This is a genomic window from Streptomyces sp. BV286 (assembly GCF_019090165.1).
Lineage (GTDB): Bacteria > Actinomycetota > Actinomycetes > Streptomycetales > Streptomycetaceae > Streptomyces.
Genome location: NZ_JAHRIB010000004.1, coordinates 69,126 through 88,510, shown reverse-complemented (window position 1 = coordinate 88,510; position 19,385 = coordinate 69,126). Strand labels below are relative to the sequence as shown.

Sequence of the window (19,385 nt, the reverse complement as noted above, 5' to 3'; positions counted from 1 at the left end):
GCTGCTGCTCGCCGCGGGCGGGCTCAGCCTGGCGGAGCTGGGCATAGAGGCGCCGTCGTCCGAGCCGAAGGCGGCCGCGGCGGACGACGCCTCGTCCGGTTCCTCGGCCTCCGCCGACGGCTCGGTGTCGTCCGGCGGGACGGGTTCCTCCGGCGGGGCGGGCTCGGGGTCCCCGGAGGTGTCGGCCTCTCCCTCGGCGTCGGAGTCGAAGAAGTCCAAGAAGGAAAAGGACAAGGGCGACAGCGAGGGCGGGGACGGTACGGAATCGGCCGCCCCGTCGCGTTCGATCGACCCCCGGTCGTCGGCCCCGGCCTCGGAACAGACCGCTCCGGGCGACTCCACGACCGCGGACCCGGCCACGCCGGACCCCGCCCCCACGACGAAGCCCCCGACCCCGGACCCGACCGAGCAGGAACCGTGCACACGTTTCCTGTGGTGGTGCTCGTAGCCCGCGCCCCGACCAGCGGCCGACCACGCAGTTCCCCGCGCCCCTGAGGGCGCACACGCAGCGCCGAAGAACCGCAGGGAACGCCGCGCCAGCCCCCACGCCCCTCTAGGGCTGCGGGGAACGGCGCGCCCAGCCCGCACGCCCCTCTAGGGGCGCGAGGAACGGCGCGCCCAGCCCCCACCCACCCGCGGCCGGCAGCCAGCCACAGCCCCCACCCCCCTAGGGGCGCGGGGAACGGCGCGCTCAGCCCTCACCCACCCGCGGCCGGCAGCCAGCCACAGCCCCCACCCCCTAGGGGCGCGGGGAACTGCGCGACCAGCCCCAACCGACCCGCACCTCACAGACCGCCCAAGCCCGATCCCCCCACCCCGGCGGAGCCATCAAGCATCCGCAGCAACAACCCCCGCAAAGACACCCGTTCCTCCCGCGACAACCCCGCCAGCGGCTCCCGCGCGAAGTGGAGCGAGTCCCGCAGACTCCGGGCGACCCGCAGCCCCTCCTCCGTCACCGCGGCCAGCTTCACGCGCCGGTCCGCCGGGTCGGGCCGCCGCTCCGCAAGCCCCCGCGCCTCCAGCCGGTCCACGATCCCGGTGACGTTCGACGGCTCGCACTTGAGCTTCTGGGCCAGCCGCCGCATGGGCAACGGCTCCAGTGAGAGCAGGCTCAGCAGCCGGGCCTGCGCCCCCGTCAGTGCGTGCTCCGCCGCCGCGGCCTCGTACTCCTCGTGGTAGCGGGCCACGACCGTGCCGATGAGGTCCACGACCTCGAGTGTCAGTGGGTCGAAACGGGGAGTCTTCTGTGTGGCCATGACCGCCAGGCTACCCCGTTACTTGACATCATGAAATATTCAGGAGCATGGTTGTTTCAGGTACTGAAGCATTTTGACGTGTAGAAGCCGTTGCAACAGGAAAGGCGCACCTCATGACCGACACGACCGAGCTTCCCTCCACGAACCGCGAATGGCACCTCGTCAGCCGCCCGGTCGGCTGGCCGAAGCCCGAGGACTTCGCCCTGGTCGAGGCCGAGCTGAAGCAGCCCGGCCCGGACCAGGTGCTGGTGCGCAACAAGCACCTCTCCGTGGACCCGTACATGCGCGGCCGCATGAGCGCCGCCAAGTCGTACGTCGCGCCCTTCGAGCTCGGCAAGGTCATGCAGGGCGGTGCGGTCGGCGAGGTGATCGCGTCGAACGTCGAGGGCATCTCCGTCGGCGACCACGTCCTGCACTTCTTCGGCTGGCGCGAGTACGCCGTGGTCGACGCCAAGCAGGCAGTCAAGGTGGACCCCGAGGCCGCGCCCCTGTCCACGTACCTCGGCGTCCTCGGCATGACCGGTCTCACCGCGTACGCGGGCCTGCTGCGCACCGCCTCCTTCAAGGAGGGGGACACGGTCTTCGTGTCCGGCGCCGCCGGTGCCGTCGGCAGCCAGGTCGGCCAGATCGCCAGGCTCAAGGGCGCCTCGCGGGTCATCGGCTCCGCGGGCTCCGACGAGAAGGTCAAGCTCCTGGTGGACGAGTACGGCTTCGACGCCGCGTTCAACTACAAGAGCGGCCCGGTGGGCGAGCAGCTGCGGAAGGCCGCCCCGGACGGCATCGACGTCTACTTCGACAACGTCGGCGGCGACCACCTGGAGGCCGCCATCGGCTCCCTGAACCTCCACGGCCGTATCGCGATCTGCGGAATGATCTCCGTCTACAACAGCACGGAGCCCGCGCCCGGCCCGAAGAACCTCGCCCGTCTCATCGCGACCCGCGGCCGTATCGAGGGCCTCCTCGTCGGCGACCACTACGACCTGCAGCCGCAGTTCGTGCAGGAGGTCGGGCCGTGGGTCGCCTCCGGCGAGCTCAAGTACCGCGAGACGGTCGTCGAGGGCATCGAGAACAACCTGGAGGCGTTCCTCGGGGTCCTGCGCGGCGACAACACGGGAAAGATGATCGTCACGCTCTGAGGCAGACAAGCAGACAAGCAGGCAGGCGGACAGGCGGACTGGCAGGCAGGCAGGCGGGGCGGACGGGTCGACGGACAGGCGGGGCGGCGGACAGGTCGGTCGCGCCGCCGATGGTGACGACGGCAGGCTTCTGCTGGACTTCCAGCATGCGGTAACTTCTTTCCGAAGCTGTCGTGAATCGTGGGCGCGAGTCGCGGCGGACCTAGGAGGAACGCACCGTATGACCAGCTCCGCAATCCGACACTCCGATGTCCTCTACACCGCTGTGGCCACCGCCGAGAACGGCCGCGACGGCCGGGTCGCCACCGACGACGGCACGCTCGACGTCGTCGTCAACCCGCCCAAGGAGATGGGCGGCAGCGGCTCCGGGACCAATCCGGAGCAGCTGTTCGCGGCGGGCTACAGCGCCTGCTTCCAGGGCGCTCTCGGCGTCGTCGCCCGCCAGGAGAAGGCCGACCTCTCCGGCTCGACCGTCACGGCGAAGGTCGGCATCGGCAGGAACGACGACGGCTTCGGCCTCATCGTCGAGATCACCGCCGACATCCCGAACGTCGACGCCACCACGGCCCGCTCGCTGCTAGAGAAGGCCCACGAGGTGTGCCCGTACTCGAAGGCCACCAGGAACAACATCACGGTCACCCTGACCTGATCACGGCCTTACCGCCCGGCCGCCCCACCACCGCTCCAGCGCCTTGGGGGCTCACCGCCCCACCGGGGTCGGGGACGCGAGAACGGCGCGCCCCCGGCCCCCGGTTCACGAGGCGGCGTTCACGCCAGTGCCGCCTCGTGGACCACCCGGACCAGGCGCTGGTTCTCCGGCGCCGCCCCGCCCGGGAACGCGATCCGTCGCCGCGTGTACCCGTAGGCCAGACCGCTGCGCGGGTCGGCGAAACCCTGGGAGCCGCCCGCCCCGCTGTGTCCGAAGGCGCCGGCCCCCAGGAACGGATGCCACATGTCGGCCGTGGCCTGGAAGCCGAGCCCGTACGACTTGTGGGCACGGGCGACCAGGTCGTAGCCGACGGAGTGGATCTGCCCGACCTCCGCGATCGTGTCCGGCTTGAGCAGCGGCGCCCGGCCGTCGACCTGCCCGGTCGCCGCCGCGTACATCCCGGCGAGCCCGCGCGCGGAGGCGACCCCGCCCGCCGACGCCTGGCCCAGGGCGCGTACGGCACGGGAGTTGGGGAAGTCCACCAGCGGCACCGCCCCCGGCACGTGCTCGTTGAACGCGATCGAGGCCAGCGTGTGCGGGCCCTTCGGCGTCGAGTCCAGCAGCGCCTGCTCCGGAGGCGTCGGCGCCATGGGCTGTACGGAGCGGTAGCGGGGCTCCTCCGACTCCGGCAGGCCCAGATAGAGGCCGAGCCCGTACGGGGCGCGGACCCGCTCCTCGTACACCTCCTGGAGCGTACGGCCCGTGGCCCGTCGTACGACCTCGCCCGTGAGCGCGCCCATCACCAGCGCGTGGTAGCCGAAGGCCGCGCCCGGCCGCCAGAACGGCCGCTGTCCGGCGAGCCGTTCGGCTATCAGCCGGTCGTCGGCCAGCTCGTCGAGGGTGAAGCCCGCGTCCGTCCCGATCACGCCCGCCCGGTGGGCGAGCACGTCCCGCAGGGTCACCCCGGACTTGCCCTCCGCCGCGAACTCCGGCCAGTAGTGCGCCACTTCACGGTCGAGCTCCAGCGTGCCGTCCTGCACGAGCAGGGCGACGACCAGGTGGGCCGCGCCCTTCGAGGAGGAGAAGACCCCGAACAGCGTGTCGCCGTCGGTGTCCGCGCCGGTCCAGAGATCGACGACCCGCCGCCCCCGCACGTACGCGCTCAACTGGCCCGCGTAGTCGGGGCGTTCGGCGGCGACGACGGACGCGAACTCCTCACGCACCGCCTCGTAGCCTTCGGCGACGGTGCCGTGGATCTCCTGTGCCATCCGTGCTCTCCTCGTGTTTCGCTGTTCTACCGGTGCCTGCGGTGAGGACGTTCCCCCGGGGCTTCCTCAGGACACTGTCAGCAAGGCCCGTGCCACCTGTGGAAATTCCCCCTTCGGATGGTCACGGAAGAGAGGCTCCGTGCCGAACAGGACGGCACGCGGCCCGCTCACCACCGAAGCCCGGCCCGCCGCCTGCGCGGGGCCGCCGCTGCCGTCCTCCAGGGCGCGCCAGTGACCCGAGACGAGGGGGTTCCCCTTCGCGTAGGACTGCTCCACGCGCACCCCGGCGCCGAGGTCCGTGAACCACAGCGGCGCGTAGACGAAACCGTGGTCCGGGGCGCCGGCGGCCACACCGCCTGGCGAATTGACCACGCGCACCACGCCGTTGGCGTCCGGGTTGCCCTGTACCGGCCTGACCGAGAGGAGCCCCGCGGCGGCGTTGAGGGCCGCTCCGGTGGCTCCGCGGCCCACGAGGCCCTCACGGGCCAGGAAGCCGTCCAGGGCGGCGCGGGCGGCCGCGCCGAGGCCCGCCCGGTTCAGCCCGGCGGACGCGAACAGGACGTCCGCCTTCGACCAGTCGAATCCGGCGTTGAGGACCGCCGTGGACACCGGGGTCACGTCGAAGTTCATCTCGCGCAGCGCGAACAGCTCACCCGGCGTGACCGCCGCGGCGACCCGGATTCGCCGCAGAGGAGCGCCGCCGGTGGTCTTCGTCGCGTCGAAGGCGACGTCGTACCGCTTCGCCAGGGCCGCGGCCCTGGCGCGGGCCGAGGCGGGCACGACCGCGCTGCCGTCGGCCGCCAGGCGCACCGCGACACCGTCCGCCAGAAGGGAGTTGAGGGCCGCGATCTCACGGGCGTCGTCCAGGCGCAGGCGCAGCGTGCCGCGGGGCGCCACGTAGCCGATCTTCGCGGCCGCGTGGACCGCGCGGTCCGGCACGGTGAGTTTCGCGGTGCGTACGGTGTCGACGGTCGCCCCCCACAACCGCCCGAGACTCCAGCCGGAGATGTCGTACATCACCGACACCTTGTCGCTGATGTCCCGGCCGTCCGCCAGCATCACGTTGGCCATGCCGCGCTTGGGCTGCCGCAGATCGACGACGTACGAGCCCCGCGCGTACGTCTTCCCGCCGAGCCTGAAGTCCTTCGTGGCACGCCGCACCCGTACGTCGTTGGCGAGGAGGTGGTCGACGAGGCGGGCCGCGGCGGGGGCCGAGCGCTGGGCGCCGGCGCCGGCCGGAATCACGTACGCGCGGGGGAAGTCCGTCGTGTAGACGTCCTCCGGGCCGATGCCCGGGACGCCCGGCACGGTCTCCGGCGAGACCGGCACCTGCGCGGCACCCGTCACGCTCCGGCGGAAGACCTCGATCTGGTCGGCGACGAGTGAAGTGCGGTGTGTGCGGGCGTAGTCGAGGCTCGCGCGCATCGCCGCGCCCGCGATGGCCACGTTGACGGCCGACCGGCGGCGCAGTTCGGCGACGGGCAGGTCGTCGTACTCGTCGTTGTTCACCGCCATCGGGAACTCGACGGTGTGCGCGGCGACCGTGCCGTGGAACGGCATGTACTGCGGAGTGAAGATCGGCGGCCAGTCGTCCCAGCCCTCCTCCTGGTCCCGGAACGGGATCTGGGCGGGCTCCACGCCGTCCTTCGCGGGGGTGTAGCCGAGGCCGTTGACGGCGGCCTCCATGCCGAGCGCGTTGGCGTAGGTGTTCTTCAGGAAGAGGTCGTACTCGTAGTTCTCGCCGTGCGGGGGAGTGGTGGGCTCGATGAGCGTGCCGTTGACGTACCCGTGCAGGTCGACCATCAGCGCGGGCTGCTTGTCGATCGCGATCCGGCGCATCGCCCGGACCTCGGGCTGCGAGGCGGTCACGAAGTCCCGGTTCAGGTCGAAGCCGTTGGAGTTGGCGCGGGTGCCGGCGACACGGCCGTCCGGGTTGGCGGTGATGTTGAAGTACACGCGGCTGTGGGCGAGGAGGTCGGTGGTCGGCCGGTCCCGCGCCGTGGCCAGCCGCTCGATCAGCGCGAGGGCGGCGTCCGTGCCCTCCCACTCGTTGCCGTGGATGTTGCTGTTGAAGAACACCGGCGTCTTGTAACCGCGCTTGACCGAGGGGGCCTTGGCGGCGGCCGCGGGCGCGTTCTCGATCAGCTCGCGCATCCGTTCCTGGGCCCGGGCCTGCCGGGCGGACTCGGACGCGGTGACGGTGACCAGATAGAGACGGTGACCGCCGGCCGAGCGGCCCGCGACCTCCACGCTCACCCGGTCGCCCAGCCGCTGAAGGGCGTTCAGCTTCGGCGCGATGGCGTGGTACGGGGTGAGGCCCAGCTTGAGGGACTTGTCGGCCGGGTTCTCCGGGTCCGGGGCGAGGACCTGCTCGCGCGGATAGCCGCGCGAGCCCTCCCGGTCCGGGGCGAGTTCGGTGACCGGGGCCGTCAGGGCACGCTCGGTCGTGCTCTCGGCGGCCGTCGCGGCACGCTCGGACGAACCCGGCGGGCCGGATCCCTCACGGACCGGGGCTCCGGGGCGGGGCGTCGGGTCGGCGACGGCGCCGTTCGGGGTGAGCAGGAGCGAGGCCGCCGCGGTGGCGGTGGCCGTGGCGATCAGGACGGGTCTCGGTAGGCGCACGCGTTCCTCCGCGGAGAGTGCCTGACACAGGTCACATCGTTGACATCGGTACGCGAGGTCTACCTGTTCGACTCTCCCGCAACAAGGGGGCGTTGCCGTCACGCATGCCACCGGCCTCCGGGCCCGGAGCGGTGGAACCGTGCCATCGGGGCACCGCGTCAGGGGCGCGGGGAACGGCGCCCTCGGCCGGAACCGACCCGCAGTCCGGCACACGGGCTCCGCACCGCTCCCACCCGGCGGACGGCCGTGGAAGGCCCGGACCACAGCCCCGGTAAAGTGCAGCCATGCATGATCTAGGCACGGGGTTCAGGTACTTGCTGCGGGGCCAGCGATGGGTGGCCCGCCACGGAAAACAGTTCGGCTTCGGTCTGATCCCGGGCCTGATCACCCTCGTGCTGTACGCCGCGGCACTGACCGCCCTGGCCCTGTGGGGCACCGACTTCGTCGCCTGGGCCACCCCCTTCGCCGACGACTGGACGAGCCCCTGGCTGGGCCTCTTCCGTGGGTTCCTGACGGCGGTCCTCTTCGCGCTCGCGCTCCTCCTGTCCGTACTCACCTTCACCGCGGTCACCCTGCTCCTCGGCCAGCCCTTCTACGAGAGCCTCTCCGAGAAGGTGGACCGGGACGTCTCCCCGGACGGCACGGCCCCCGAGTCGGGCCTGCCCCTGTGGCGCGAACTGCTCATCTCCGCCCGGGACAGCCTCCGGATCGTGGCCAGGGCCCTGGTGTGGGCGGTGCTGCTCTTCGCGCTCGGGTTCGTCCCGTTCGTCGGACAGACCGTCGTCCCGGTGATCGGTTTCCTCGTCACCGGTTTCTTCCTCACCGAGGAGCTGACGGCGGTCGCGATGCAACGCCGCGGTGTCGTCCTGCGCGACCGTCTCGCCATGCTCCGCTCCCGCAAGAGGCTGATCTGGGGCTTCGGCACCCCGCTGGGCCTCGCCTTCCTCGTTCCCTTCGTCGCCGTCTTCCTGATGCCCGGCGCGGTCGCGGGCGCCACACTCATGGCCCGCGACCTGCTGGGCGAGGAGACACGAGAGGAGAGCCCGGACGACGAGGACCAGGCGGCCGCGGTCGGCCACTGACACCCGCCGCCGGGTTCAGTCGGTGGCGTCCGCCGCCACCGCCAGGATCGACCGCACCTGAGCGACGATGTCCAGCCGGTTCTGGACGAACTGCGGATCGGTGACCTTCCCGCTCACCGGATCCGTGTTGCCCGCCCCGAACTGCAGTACCGGCGTGTGCACATGGCCGCCGGGGAGCGAGCCGCCCAGACCGAGGCGGTCCCTCAGGAGGGTCGCGCGGTACGCGATCTCGTTGGAGAGGTAGTCACCCCCGCCGCCCGCCCGGGCCGTCGAGCCCGCGGTCGGCCCCTCGGGGCGTACGACGGGTGCGGTCCCGCCCGCCGGGATCTCGGTCACCGACGTGTTGTCGTACACGGGGAAGCGCCCCGTGCTCGCCGCGACGATGTCCTTGTACGGCAGGGTCGTCGACGTCCACTGCGGCTGCGAGGCCGGGTCGTTCACCGGGACCGTCCCGGTGAACGAGACGTTCTCGTTGTCCGGGAAGCCGCCCCGCCAGGCCCCGTTGGTGCGCTCGATGTCGATGCGCCCCACCCGGCCCTGGCTGACCGTCGTGAACAGGTCGAGGCCGCGCAGGTGCGGGCGCAGTGTCCGCTCCACCGTGCCCTCGGCGAAGTCCTGCCAGCGGACGGGGAAGACGGCGGTCTCGACACGCGCCGGACCGTCCGCCGTCCTGATCACCGTGCCGTCCAGGGCGAGCGCGGTCGCCCCCGACGGGTTCGAGATCCGCACGTCCCGGTCCAGCGTGAACGGGTCGAAGCCGGTCACCAGGATCCGCTTGACGCCCTTGGAGTGCGGATACCGGATGGTGTCCTGGCCGCGCGAGGTCCGCTCCAGCGTGGCGAGGAGCTTGGCGCGCTGCGCCTCGGTGAGCCCGAACTCCGGCTGCCACTGGCGGACTTCACGGGTCATGCCGAGCCGTGCCCAGTACAGCGGCCGGTCGTCGTCCCTGCTGAGGTCGCCGCCCGCCGGGCCGCGGCCCTGGGCCCGGTCCACCGCCCGCTGCCACAGCCGCGCGCCCTGCCGTACGGCCACCCGCTCGGCCTGCGCGTACGAGCGGGCCCTGCCGAGGCTCCGGGCGAACTCCGGTGCCACCGTGTCGAATCCGGACCGGGCCAGGATCTCCTGGGGCGCCGCCCGGTCGAGGCGCTGTTCCTCCACGGTGGGCGAGGCCGCGGGATCCTCGGCGGCGAGTGCGGGCGGTGCGGCGAATCCCGTCAGCAGAGCCAGGCCGAGGGCGCCGATCCGAACACGTATGTGCGTCAAGGGGGTTCAGGTCCTTCCGTCGCGAGGGGGGCCGTCGTCGGATGGCGGCAGTATGCGTGACGGAAGGGGCGCACGCCATGGCGCGTGGCCCCTGGGGCCCGCGCCGGCCGCTACGGCCGGTCCCCGTCCTCGCCGAGCAGCGTGAGGAAGTCCCGGAACGCGGCGGGCATGTCCACCGACTCCGGTGCCAGCAGCCACTGGTACTGCAGTCCGTCCATCACGGCGACCAGCAGGGGAGCGGCACGCTCCGGAGTGAGTCCGCTCGGCAGCCGTTCCCCGTACTCGGCCCGCAGTGTCCGGGCCATGTTCGCGCGCACGGCCTCGTACCGTTCGGTGAAGAACTCGCGCGCGGGGTGCCCCTCGGTGACGCTCTCGCCGAGCAGGGCCGAGAAGGTCTGCACGATGCCGGGCCGCATGGCGTTGTACTCCACCAGCTGGCCGAGCAGATCGAGGCGCCACCCGGAGCCGGGGACCGCGTCCCACTGGTCGCGCTCCGCCAGTACGGCCACGAGCAGCGCCTCCTTGGTCGGGAAGTGGTGCAGCAGCCCCTGCGGGGTGAGGGCGACCCGCTCGGCGACCGCCGCGATACTCGCGCCCCGGTAGCCGCGCTCGGCGATCACCTCCAGCGCCGCCCGGAGGATCTCCGCACGCCGCTCCGTGCCCCTGGCCGACCTGGGCGCCCCGCTCGTCATGACGTCACCGTACGACACGGACCCGACCCCGCACCCGGCTTGCATAACGTACAGGTAACGAAACCTACCGATCAACAGGTAACGCGTGCAGGATGGAGCGACGGAACGGACTTCAACGAGGAGGCGCCGCGATGGCGGGAACCCAGGAAACCCGGTCCACCCCGGCCGACCAGGCACGCGAGGCGGCCGTCGAGGCGGCCCTCGCGGCCCTCGACCTGGACGCGAAGGCGCGGCTGCTCGCCGGGCAGGACATGTGGTCCCTGCCCGCGCTGCCCGAGATCGGACTGCAGTCCCTGGTCATGTCCGACGGCCCGATCGGCGTCCGCGGCGTGCGCTGGACCTCCGACGACCCGTCCATCGCCCTGCCGTCCCCGACCGCGCTCGCCGCCACCTGGGACCCCGCCCTGGCCCGCCGCGCCGGCCGGCTCCTCGCCCAGGAGGCCCGCCGCAAGGGCGTCCACGTCCTGCTCGCCCCCACCGTCAACCTGCACCGCTCACCGCTCGGCGGCCGCCACTTCGAGGCGTACAGCGAGGACCCGTACCTCACCGGGCGGATCGGCACCGGTTACGTGACCGGCGTGCAGGAGGGCGGCGTCGGCACCACCGTCAAGCACTTCGTCGCCAACGACGCCGAGACCGACCGCTTCACCGTGAACAACGTGGTCTCCGGGCGCGCCCTGCGCGAGCTCTACCTGGCCCCCTTCGAGGCGATCGTCGAGAACGCCCACCCGTGGGGGATCATGACCGCCTACAACTCGGTCAACGGCACGACGATGAGCGAACACCGCTACCTGGTCGAGGGGATCCTGCGCGGCGAGTGGGGCTTCGACGGCTTCAACGTCTCCGACTGGATGGCCGCCCGCTCCACCGTCGGCGGCATCGAGGGCGGCCTGGACGTCGCGATGCCCGGCCCCACCACCGTGTACGGGCCCGCGCTCGCCGCCGCCGTCCGGGCCGGTGAGACCACGGAGGCCAAGGTCGACGGGGCGGTGCGCAACGTCCTGCGCCTCGCCGCCCGCGTCGGCATCCTGGAGGGCGCCGAACCGGTGGTGACCGAACCGCCGGCGCACGTCGACGGAGAGGCACTGGCCCGCGAGATCGCCCGCCGGGCCTTCGTGCTCGTGCGCAACGAAGGCGCACTCCCCCTCCCCGAGGGGCACTCGGTCGCACTCATCGGCTCGGCCGCCCGTGACGCCCGCGTCCTCGGCGGCGGCTCCGCCACCGTCTTCCCCGCCCGGATCGTCTCCCCGCTCGACGGCCTCACCGCCGCCCTGCCCGACGGCACACTGACCTACGCCCTCGGCGCCGACCTGAACGAGGAACTGGGCGTCGCCGACAAGGGGTTCGAGCTGCGCGCGGTCTGCCGCGACGCGCAGGGCACCGTCGTCGGCACGGGCTCGGCGCCGAACGGCCACCTCCAGTGGATGGGCGACGACCTGCCCGACGGCGTCACCCACGACAGCCTCCACAGCGTCGAACTGACCGGCACCTTCACCCCGCGCGAGAGCGGCCCCCACACCTTCGGAATCAAGGGACTGGGAGCCTTCACCCTCACCGTCGACGGCACGGAGTACTTCGACGGTCTACAGAGCACCGACGAGGACGACCCGTTCGTGACCTTCTTCGGCGCCCCCGTGGAGCACGCCACGGTGGACCTGACCGCCGGCCGGCCCCACGAGATCTCACTGCGCCACGTCGTCGCCCTCCCCGACAACCTGCCCATGAGGGTCATCAGCTTCACGCTCGCCCACCAGGAGCCGCGGCGCGAGGCCGGCGAACTGATCGCCGAGGCCGTCGAAGCGGCCCGCGCCGCCGACACCGCGATCGTCGTGGTCGCCACGACCGAGCGCGTCGAGTCCGAGGGCTTCGACCGCGGGGACCTGCGACTCCCGGGCCGCCAGGACGAGTTGGTCCGCGCGGTCGCCGCCGCCAACCCCCGCACCGTCGTGGTCGTCAACTCCGGCTCCCCGGTGGAACTCCCGTGGCGCGACGAGGTCTCCGCGGTGCTCCTCGGCTGGTTCCCGGGCCAGGAGGGCGGCGCCGCCCTCGCCGACGTCCTCACCGGCGCCCACGAGCCCGGCGGCCGGCTCCCCACCACCTGGGGCACCCTGGACGCCGCCCCGGTCACCCGGGTCACCCCCACCGACGGTGAACTCCACTACACCGAGGACGTGTTCATCGGCTACCGGGCCTGGGAGAAGGAGGGCCGCACTCCGGCGTACCCCTTCGGCCACGGCCTCGGCTACACCGACTGGACGTACGACGACATCGACGTGACGGGCACGACCGTCACGGTCCGCCTCACCAACTCCGGTACGCGCGGGGGCCGCGAGACCGTCCAGATCTACCTGGCACCCGCGGAGCCCGAGGCCGCCCGCCCGGCTCGCACACTGGCGGGCTTCGCGTCCGTGGAGGCGGCCCCGGGCGAGAGCACGGAGGTCACCGTCGAACTCCCGGACCGGGCCTTCGAAATCTGGGACGAGAAGACCGGCTCCTGGACACGCATGAAGGGTTCGTACGCCATCGAGGCATCCCGCTCGATCGCGGACCGCAGGCTGAGGACCACAGTCGAGATCTGAACACCAGGCGGCGGCAGGCTCTCGGAACGGCGCCCCGCCCTCACTTCGGAGGCGTACGCGAGGTGACACCCGCGTACGCCATCTCGGCCAGCCGCGCCTGCCCGTTCCTGCTCGGGTGGAACCAGTCCCAGTGACTGAGCTGCTTAATCCCGAAGCGGTACTCGAACACCGCGCCGCCGTCGAAGCGGCACCGCCTGTCCTTCGCGCACACCTCCCGCAGCACCGCGTTGTACTCCTCCACCCGGTCCTGGACGGTGTCCCGGCGCAGCGTCGCGGCCGAGTCCAGCGCGTCGGGGTCACCGAGCATCGACGGGCAGATGCCGAGCTTCCAGATCTGCTTGCTCAGCTGGTTGGTCCGGCCCTGCGACCACAGCCGCTTCAGATCGGGCACGCTGGACACGTACACCTGTGTCTTCGGCAGGGACTCCCGCAACGTGGTCATCGCGTCCTCGAACTGGGCGCGGAACTCCGCCACCGAGGTCATCGCGGACACCGACGCGCGGCAGGCGTCGTTCGCGCCGGCCATCACCGTGACCAGCTCCGGCCTCCGCGTCGCGGCCTGCGCCATCTGGCCGGGCAGGTCGGACATGCGGGAGCCGGTCTGCGCGTAGTTCCAGCTGCGCTGCGCGGCCCCGGTCCTCCCGAGGAGGCGTACCGCGAGGCTGTTCACCTTCGGGTCGGTGCCGGTCGCCCACGACGAGTCGGGGCAGTCCGACAGCACCGAGCAGGCGTCGAACCCGCGGGTGATCGAGTCGCCGACCGCCGCGAGCGAGCGCGGACTGCGGTCCCAGGAGGGAGTCGGTTTCGGCGACGGCTTCCCGGCCTGTGCGGCGGTGCCCGAGGGCCCCGGGGCGTTTCCGCCGACCGCGTCGCATCCGGTCAGTCCCGCGACGCCGACGACGGCCGCCGCGAAGGCCGCGAGGAGGCCCCGCGAACGGTGACCACGGTTTCGCATCCCCAGTTCCCCTCGCTCGTCACTCAACGCCGGCCCGCCCCCGAAGCGTCCTGCCGGGTGACTGTGTGTACCCGGCGACACCCCCGTACACCCGGCCGGAGGCCCGCCACACGTCCCGCCGGGTGAAACCTCGGAGTTTCCGGGCGCTGGGACCGACGGTACGTCACACTCCTTGCGCCGTCGCACGGTAGCCTCGCCACGTGGCCGCCCTGCCACTGAACGTTCCGCCAAGCTACAAGATGCCCGCTCTGTCCGGAGGCCCCAGTGACTACACGTGGAGTTCTCTACGTGCACTCCGCGCCGCGCGCGCTGTGCCCGCACGTCGAGTGGGCGGTCGCGGGCGTGCTCGGCACGCGAGTCGGTCTCGACTGGATCCGGCAGCCCGCCGCGCCCGGCACCTGGAGATCCGAGTTCTCCTGGCAGGGCGAGGCCGGCACCGCCTCCAAACTCGCCTCGGCGCTGCGCGGCTGGCAGATGCTGCGCTTCGAGGTCACCGCCGAGCCGTGCGCCACCGCCGAGGGCGAGCGCTACAGCTGCACCCCTGACCTCGGCATCTACCATGCGGTGACCGGTATCCACGGCGACATCCTCATCCCCGAGGACCGCCTGCGGGCCGCCCTGGCCCGCTCCCAGCGAGGCGAGACGCAGCTGGAGTCCGAGCTCACCAAGCTCCTCGGCAAGCCCTGGGACGACGAACTGGAACCCTTCCGCCACGCCGGCGAGGGCGCCCCGGTCCGCTGGCTCCACCAGGTGGTCTGACCGAACGACGAATGGCCCGGTCCCCTCGAAGAGGAGCCGGGCCACTCACCGTCACGACAGGAACGGCCGAGTTCAGACCGTACGGAACGCCAGAACCACGTTGTGCCCGCCGAACCCGAACGAGTCGTTCAGCGCGGCGATCCGGCCCTCGACGGGCAGCTTCCGCGCCTCACCACGAACGATGTCGGCGGTCGCCTCGGCCTCGGGGTCGAGGTTGTCGACGTTGATGGTCGGCGGCGCGACCCGGTGGTACAGCGCCAGCACCGTGGCCACCGACTCGACACCACCCGCGCCACCCAGCAGATGCCCGGTCATGGACTTCGTACCGGAGACGGCGAAGTGGTCGGCGTCGTCGCCGAAGACCTTCCGCAGCGCCTTCAGCTCGGCCACGTCACCGGCCGGCGTCGAGGTCGCGTGCGCGTTGACGTGCACGATCTCCGCCGGGTTCAGGTCGGTGCTGTCGAGCAGGTTCTGCAGGGCCTGGGCGATGCCCCGGCCCTCGGGCTCCGGCTGCACGATGTCGTGGCCGTCGGCCGAGATGCCCTGGCCGACCGCCTCCGCGTACACGCGGGCGCCGCGCGCGGCGGCGTGCTCGGCGGACTCCAGGACGACCACGCCGGCACCCTCGCCGAGGACGAAGCCGTCACGGCCGATGTCGTAGGGACGCGAGGCGCCCTGCGGGTCGTCGTTGTTCTTGGACATCGCCATCATGTTGCCGAACGCGGCGATGGGCAGCGGGTGGATCGCCGCCTCCGTGCCACCGGCGACGACGACGTCGGCGCGGCCGGTACGGATCATCTCGATCGCGTAGCCGATGGCCTCGGCGCCCGACGCGCAGGCGGAGACCGGGGTGTGCACACCGGCGCGCGCGCCGACGAGCAGACCCACGTTGGCCGACGGGCCGTTCGGCATGAGCATGGGAACGGTGTGCGGGGAGACGCGGCGTACGCCCTTCTCCTTCAGCACGTCGTACTGGTCGAGCAGGGTCGTGACGCCACCGATGCCGGAGGCGATGACCGCGCCGAGACGGTCGGGGTCGACAGCGGCACCCGGCGTCTCGTCGGCCGACGCCTCGGCGCCCGCCCGTCCGGTGTAACCGGCGTCCGCCCAGGCCTCCTTGGCCGCGATCAGCGCGAACTGCGCCGAGCGGTCGAGACGGCGGGCCTGCGGGCGCGGGATGACCTCGCCCGGCTCCACGGCGATCTGCGCCGCGATACGGACCGCCTGGTCGGCGGCCCACTCCTGCTCCAGAGGGCGGACACCGGAACGTCCGGCGACCATGCCCTCCCAGGTCGAGGCTGCGTCGCCACCCAGCGGTGTGGTTGCGCCGATACCGGTGACGACCACGGTGCGATTGGTCGGGCTCACGGGAACTCTTTCTCCAACGGATACGAGGATTCAGCGGCGCCACCGCCGGGTGGCGGGGCTAGCAGCGTCCGGGGTGAGCTGTTGCTCAGCCCTGGTTCTTGAGGATGTACTCGGTGGCGTCGCCGACCGTCTTGAGGTTCTTGACGTCGTCGTCCGGGATCTTGACGTCGAAGCGCTCTTCGGCGGCGACGACGACCTCGACCATGGACAGCGAGTCGACGTCGAGGTCGTCGGTGAAGGACTTCTCCAGCTGGACGTCCTCGACCGGGATGCCGGCGATCTCGTTCACGATGTCGGCGAGACCGGCGACGATCTCTTCCTGAGTGGCGGCCATGTCAGGCGCTCCTTCTTGTGTATCCAGAGGGTGTGGCGGTACTCCCGCCCGGAAAGATCCGGACGGGGTGCCTAGGGGAGGGTAACGACCGTCGCGGCGTACACGAGACCCGCCCCGAAGCCGATGACGAGCGCGGTGTCGCCGCTCTTCGCTTCGCCGGTCGCCAGGAGCCGCTCCATCGCGAGCGGGATCGAGGCGGCCGAGGTGTTGCCGGTGGTGCGCACGTCACGCGCGACCGTGACGTGTTCCGGCAGCTTGAGAGTCTTCACCATCGAGTCGATGATCCGCTCGTTGGCCTGGTGGGGAATGAAGACGTCCAAGTCGTCCGCAGTGAGTCCGGCGGCTTCCAGCGCCTCCTTGGCGACCTTCGCCATCTCGAACACGGCCCAGCGGAACACCGCCTGGCCTTCCTGCGTGATCGCGGGGAACTTGACCTCGCCCTTGGAGTCCAGGGGCAGATGGGAGACGTCGCCGATCCGGAAGCGGTCCCACGAGACGGTCTGCTTGATCGTGTGGGACTTGTCGCCCTCGGAACCCCAGACGGTGGGGCCGATGTGCGGCTCCTCGGAGGGCCCCACGACGACCGCGCCCGCCCCGTCGCCGAACAGGAAGGCCGTCGCGCGGTCCTCCAGGTCGGTCAGGTCGGACAGCCGCTCGACGCCGATGACGAGGACGTACTCCGCGGAGCCGTCGACGACCATGCCCTTGGCGAGGGTCAGTCCGTAGCCGAAGCCCGCGCAGCCGGCCGAGATGTCGAAGGCAGCGGCCTTGTTCGTGCCGAGCTTGTCGGCGATCTCGGTGGCGACTGCCGGGGTCTGGCTGAAGTGGGAGACGGTCGAGACGACGACGGCGCCGATCTGCTCGGCGCTGATGCCGGCGTCGGCGATGGCCTTGCCGGACGCCTCGATCGACATGGCGGCGACGGTCTCCTCGTCGTTCGCCCAGTGCCGGGTCTCGATGCCGGAGCGCGAGCGGATCCACTCGTCGGACGAGTCGATGTGCTCGAGGATCACCTCGTTCGGCACGACACGGACCGGGCGGTAGCCGCCGACACCGAGGATGCGCGCGTACGGGGAGCCCTTGCGGGCCTTGATCTTCGACATGCTCAGTCGGCTCCTTACGCGCTCAGGCGGAGGCGTGCTCGGCGATGAGCTCGCGAGCCGCTTCGAGGTCGTCGGGTGTCTTCAGCGCCAGCGTCTTCACGCCGGGCAGCGCGCGCTTGGCGAGACCGGTCAGTGTGCCGCCGGGGCACACCTCGAGCAGCGCTGTCACGCCGAGTTCCTTGAAGGTCTCCATGCACAGGTCCCAGCGGACCGGGTTGGCGACCTGACCGACGAGCCGGGCGACGACCTCGGCACCCGTGGCGACGGTCCGGCCGTCCTTGTTCGAGACGTACGGGATCACCGGGTCGGCCGACGAGAGCTCCGCCGCGGCCTGCGCGAGGGCGTCGACCGCCGGAGCCATGTGACGGGTGTGGAACGCGCCCGCGACCTTCAGGGCCACCACCCGGCGTACGCCTTCGGGCTTGTCGGCGTCCAGGGCGGCCAGCTCCTCCAGCGTGCCGGCGGCCACGATCTGGCCCGCGCCGTTCACGTTCGCCGGGGTCAGGCCGAGCTTCTCCAGGTGCGGAATCGTCACCTCGGGGTCGCCGCCGAGCAGCGCGGACATGCCGGTTTCGGTGATGGCGGCGGCCTCGGCCATGGCGAGCCCGCGGGTGCGGACCAGACGGACGGTGTCCTCGTCGGGAAGCACTCCGGCTAGCGCGGCGGCCGTCAGCTCGCCGACGCTGTGTCCGGCGATGGCGCCGACCCTGCGGGGCAGCTCGGCGGGGTCGTCGAAGAGCGTGTACGCGGAGGCCAGTCCGGCCGCGACCAGCAGCGGCTGCGCCACCGCGGTGTCGCGGATCTCGTCCGCGTCGCCCTCGGTGCCGTATCGGATCAGGTCGACCTTCGCGGCGTCGGACCATGCCTCAAGGGCACCGCGGACACCGGGGAGGTCGAGCCAGGGAGTCAGGAAGCCGGGCGCCTGGGCACCCTGGCCGGGAGCGACGAGTACGAGCACTCTCACACTCTCTCTTGTGGACGGGCACGGCCGCCCGTGGGGACAGGGACGAAGAACAGGAGGGGGAATTGTAGGTCCCCGACAAAAGCCTAGAGCTGGGGATCTCCATCGGCCAGACGTCCCAGGATCAGCGCGATCCGCAACGTGAACGCCGAACGTACGTCTGAAGGCGACCAGCCGGTGACGTCAGTCACACGTCGAAGCCGGTAGCGCACGGTGTTGGGATGCACGAAGAGCATCCGCGCCGCCCCTTCGAGACTGCTCGCCTGTTCGAGATAGACGCTCAGGGTCTCCAGCAGCGCGGATCCGGCCTCCTCCAGCGGTCTGTAGATCTCCTCCACCAACTGGTCGCGCGCCGAGGGGTCCCCGGCGATCGAGCGCTCCGGCAGCAGATCGTCCGCCAGCACCGGCCGCGGGGCGTCCTGCCAGGCGAAACACGCCTTGAGACCGGCGGCCGCGGCCTGCGCGGAACGGGTCGCGGCGAGCAGGTCGGGCACCACCGGCCCGGCCACCACGGCTCCGGCGGCGTACGGGCCGATGAGGGACTTGGCGACGGCGATGGGGTTGTCGCTGCCGCCCGCGATGACGACCAGCCGGTCACCGAGCACACCGGTGAGCACCTGGAGCTTGGCGTGCCGGGCGGCCCGCCGGATGGCCTCGACGGTCAGCTCGCTGTCACCGTCGGGTGCCGTGCCCAGCACCACGCACACATGCTCGGGCGAGTTCCAGCCGAGGGCCGCGGCCCGGGACACCGCCCCTTCGTCCGCCTCGCCCGAGAGAACGGCGTTCACGACCAGCGACTCCAGGCGGGCGTCCCAGGCGCCGCGTGCCTCGGCGGCCTGCGCGTACACCTGGGCGGTGGCGAAGGCGATCTCACGCGCGTACACGAGCAGCGCCTCGCGGAGGACGTTCTCGTCGCCCGGGACCGCGACCTCGTCGATCGCGGACTCCATCACCTCGATCGTCGTCCGCACCATCTCCACGGTCTGCCGCAGGGTGATCGCCCTGGTCAGCTCGCGCGGGGCGGTGCCGAAGACGTCCGTGGAGATCGCCTGGGGAGCGTCCGGATGCCGGAACCACTCCGTGAAAGCGGCGATACCGGCCTGCGCGACGAGGCCGATCCACGACCGGTTCTCCGGGGGCATCGCCCGGTACCAGGAGAGCGTCTCGTCCATACGCGCGATGGCCTGGGCGGCGAGACTCCCGGACGACTTCTCCAGCCGCTTCAGGGTCGCGGCGTGCGTATGGGCGGCGCGCGCAGCGCGTTCGGTGTTGCTGGATTCGGGTTCGGCCACGGGACAAGACTGCCTTATCCGGACGGGAGTATGCGGCGGTGGGTCACGGGCGACCCGGCCCACGGG

17 protein-coding genes are annotated in these 19,385 nt (G+C 71.8%); 6 read left to right on the top strand and 11 right to left on the bottom strand.

The window, feature by feature from the left end; genetic code table 11:
- The coding region (locus KUF83_RS00740) for a hypothetical protein (protein ID WP_217452508.1) at window positions 1-448 on the top strand (448 nt) is incomplete at its 5' end.
- Window positions 449-785: 337 nt separating this feature from the next.
- On the opposite strand, the gene KUF83_RS00735 is transcribed toward KUF83_RS00740, so the two are convergent.
- A complete protein-coding gene (locus tag KUF83_RS00735; protein ID WP_217452507.1) occupies window positions 786-1,256 on the bottom strand; it encodes a MarR family winged helix-turn-helix transcriptional regulator in 471 nt (156 codons plus the stop codon).
- 113 nt (window positions 1,257-1,369) lie between these two features.
- Between KUF83_RS00735 and KUF83_RS00730 the strand changes: the two genes are divergently transcribed.
- Both KUF83_RS00730 and KUF83_RS00725 read left to right on the top strand, forming a co-directional pair.
- Window positions 1,370-2,392: an NADP-dependent oxidoreductase gene (locus KUF83_RS00730; protein ID WP_217452506.1), complete on the top strand. Its 1,023-nt coding sequence runs from the start codon at window positions 1,370-1,372 to the stop codon at window positions 2,390-2,392.
- Window positions 2,393-2,612: 220 nt separating this feature from the next.
- A complete protein-coding gene (locus KUF83_RS00725) occupies window positions 2,613-3,041 on the top strand; it encodes an organic hydroperoxide resistance protein (RefSeq protein WP_217452505.1) in 429 nt (142 codons plus the stop codon).
- Window positions 3,042-3,160: 119 nt separating this feature from the next.
- On the opposite strand, the gene KUF83_RS00720 is transcribed toward KUF83_RS00725, so the two are convergent.
- Both KUF83_RS00720 and KUF83_RS00715 read right to left on the bottom strand, forming a co-directional pair.
- Complete coding sequence (locus KUF83_RS00720) at window positions 3,161-4,309, bottom strand: serine hydrolase domain-containing protein (protein WP_217452504.1); 1,149 nt, start codon at window positions 4,307-4,309, stop codon at window positions 3,161-3,163.
- A 66-nt stretch (window positions 4,310-4,375) separates the two neighbouring features.
- Window positions 4,376-6,931 carry a M14 family zinc carboxypeptidase gene (locus tag KUF83_RS00715; RefSeq protein ID WP_217452503.1) on the bottom strand — a complete coding sequence of 852 codons (2,556 nt, stop codon included), beginning with the start codon at window positions 6,929-6,931 and terminating at the stop codon, window positions 4,376-4,378.
- A 284-nt stretch (window positions 6,932-7,215) separates the two neighbouring features.
- Here KUF83_RS00715 and KUF83_RS00710 point away from each other — a divergent pair, with 284 nt between their 5' ends.
- Window positions 7,216-8,013, top strand: coding sequence for an EI24 domain-containing protein (locus KUF83_RS00710; RefSeq protein ID WP_217452502.1), 798 nt, complete (start codon window positions 7,216-7,218; stop codon window positions 8,011-8,013).
- 15 nt (window positions 8,014-8,028) lie between these two features.
- Here KUF83_RS00710 and KUF83_RS00705 read toward each other — a convergent pair whose 3' ends face one another.
- Both KUF83_RS00705 and KUF83_RS00700 read right to left on the bottom strand, forming a co-directional pair.
- Complete coding sequence (locus tag KUF83_RS00705) at window positions 8,029-9,276, bottom strand: pyroglutamyl peptidase (protein WP_217452501.1); 1,248 nt, start codon at window positions 9,274-9,276, stop codon at window positions 8,029-8,031.
- A gap of 110 nt (window positions 9,277-9,386) precedes the next feature.
- Window positions 9,387-9,986 carry a TetR/AcrR family transcriptional regulator gene (locus KUF83_RS00700; RefSeq protein WP_217452500.1) on the bottom strand — a complete coding sequence of 200 codons (600 nt, stop codon included), beginning with the start codon at window positions 9,984-9,986 and terminating at the stop codon, window positions 9,387-9,389.
- A 113-nt stretch (window positions 9,987-10,099) separates the two neighbouring features.
- Here KUF83_RS00700 and KUF83_RS00695 point away from each other — a divergent pair, with 113 nt between their 5' ends.
- Entirely contained in the window at window positions 10,100-12,547 is a 2,448-nt protein-coding gene (locus KUF83_RS00695) for a glycoside hydrolase family 3 protein (RefSeq protein WP_217452499.1), read from the top strand.
- 40 nt (window positions 12,548-12,587) lie between these two features.
- On the opposite strand, the gene KUF83_RS00690 is transcribed toward KUF83_RS00695, so the two are convergent.
- Complete coding sequence (locus tag KUF83_RS00690) at window positions 12,588-13,502, bottom strand: SGNH/GDSL hydrolase family protein (protein ID WP_217452498.1); 915 nt, start codon at window positions 13,500-13,502, stop codon at window positions 12,588-12,590.
- A gap of 264 nt (window positions 13,503-13,766) precedes the next feature.
- On the opposite strand from KUF83_RS00690, the gene KUF83_RS00685 reads away from it, so the two are divergent.
- Window positions 13,767-14,261 (top strand): DUF3145 domain-containing protein, encoded by a 495-nt coding sequence (locus tag KUF83_RS00685; protein ID WP_217452497.1) that lies wholly within the window; start codon window positions 13,767-13,769, stop codon window positions 14,259-14,261.
- Window positions 14,262-14,333: 72 nt separating this feature from the next.
- Here KUF83_RS00685 and KUF83_RS00680 read toward each other — a convergent pair whose 3' ends face one another.
- The 5 genes from KUF83_RS00680 to KUF83_RS00660 all read right to left on the bottom strand — a co-directional run bounded on the left by KUF83_RS00680 (window position 14,334) and on the right by KUF83_RS00660 (window position 19,319).
- A complete protein-coding gene (locus KUF83_RS00680; protein WP_217452496.1) occupies window positions 14,334-15,629 on the bottom strand; it encodes a beta-ketoacyl synthase in 1,296 nt (431 codons plus the stop codon).
- A gap of 85 nt (window positions 15,630-15,714) precedes the next feature.
- Window positions 15,715-15,963: an acyl carrier protein gene (locus KUF83_RS00675; RefSeq protein ID WP_217452495.1), complete on the bottom strand. Its 249-nt coding sequence runs from the start codon at window positions 15,961-15,963 to the stop codon at window positions 15,715-15,717.
- A gap of 71 nt (window positions 15,964-16,034) precedes the next feature.
- Window positions 16,035-17,066, bottom strand: coding sequence for a ketoacyl-ACP synthase III (locus KUF83_RS00670; RefSeq protein ID WP_217452494.1), 1,032 nt, complete (start codon window positions 17,064-17,066; stop codon window positions 16,035-16,037).
- Window positions 17,067-17,088: 22 nt separating this feature from the next.
- Entirely contained in the window at window positions 17,089-18,024 is a 936-nt protein-coding gene (locus tag KUF83_RS00665; RefSeq protein WP_217452493.1) for an ACP S-malonyltransferase, read from the bottom strand.
- An 89-nt stretch (window positions 18,025-18,113) separates the two neighbouring features.
- Window positions 18,114-19,319 carry a CdaR family transcriptional regulator gene (locus tag KUF83_RS00660; protein WP_217452492.1) on the bottom strand — a complete coding sequence of 402 codons (1,206 nt, stop codon included), beginning with the start codon at window positions 19,317-19,319 and terminating at the stop codon, window positions 18,114-18,116.
- Window positions 19,320-19,385 lie beyond the last annotated feature (66 nt).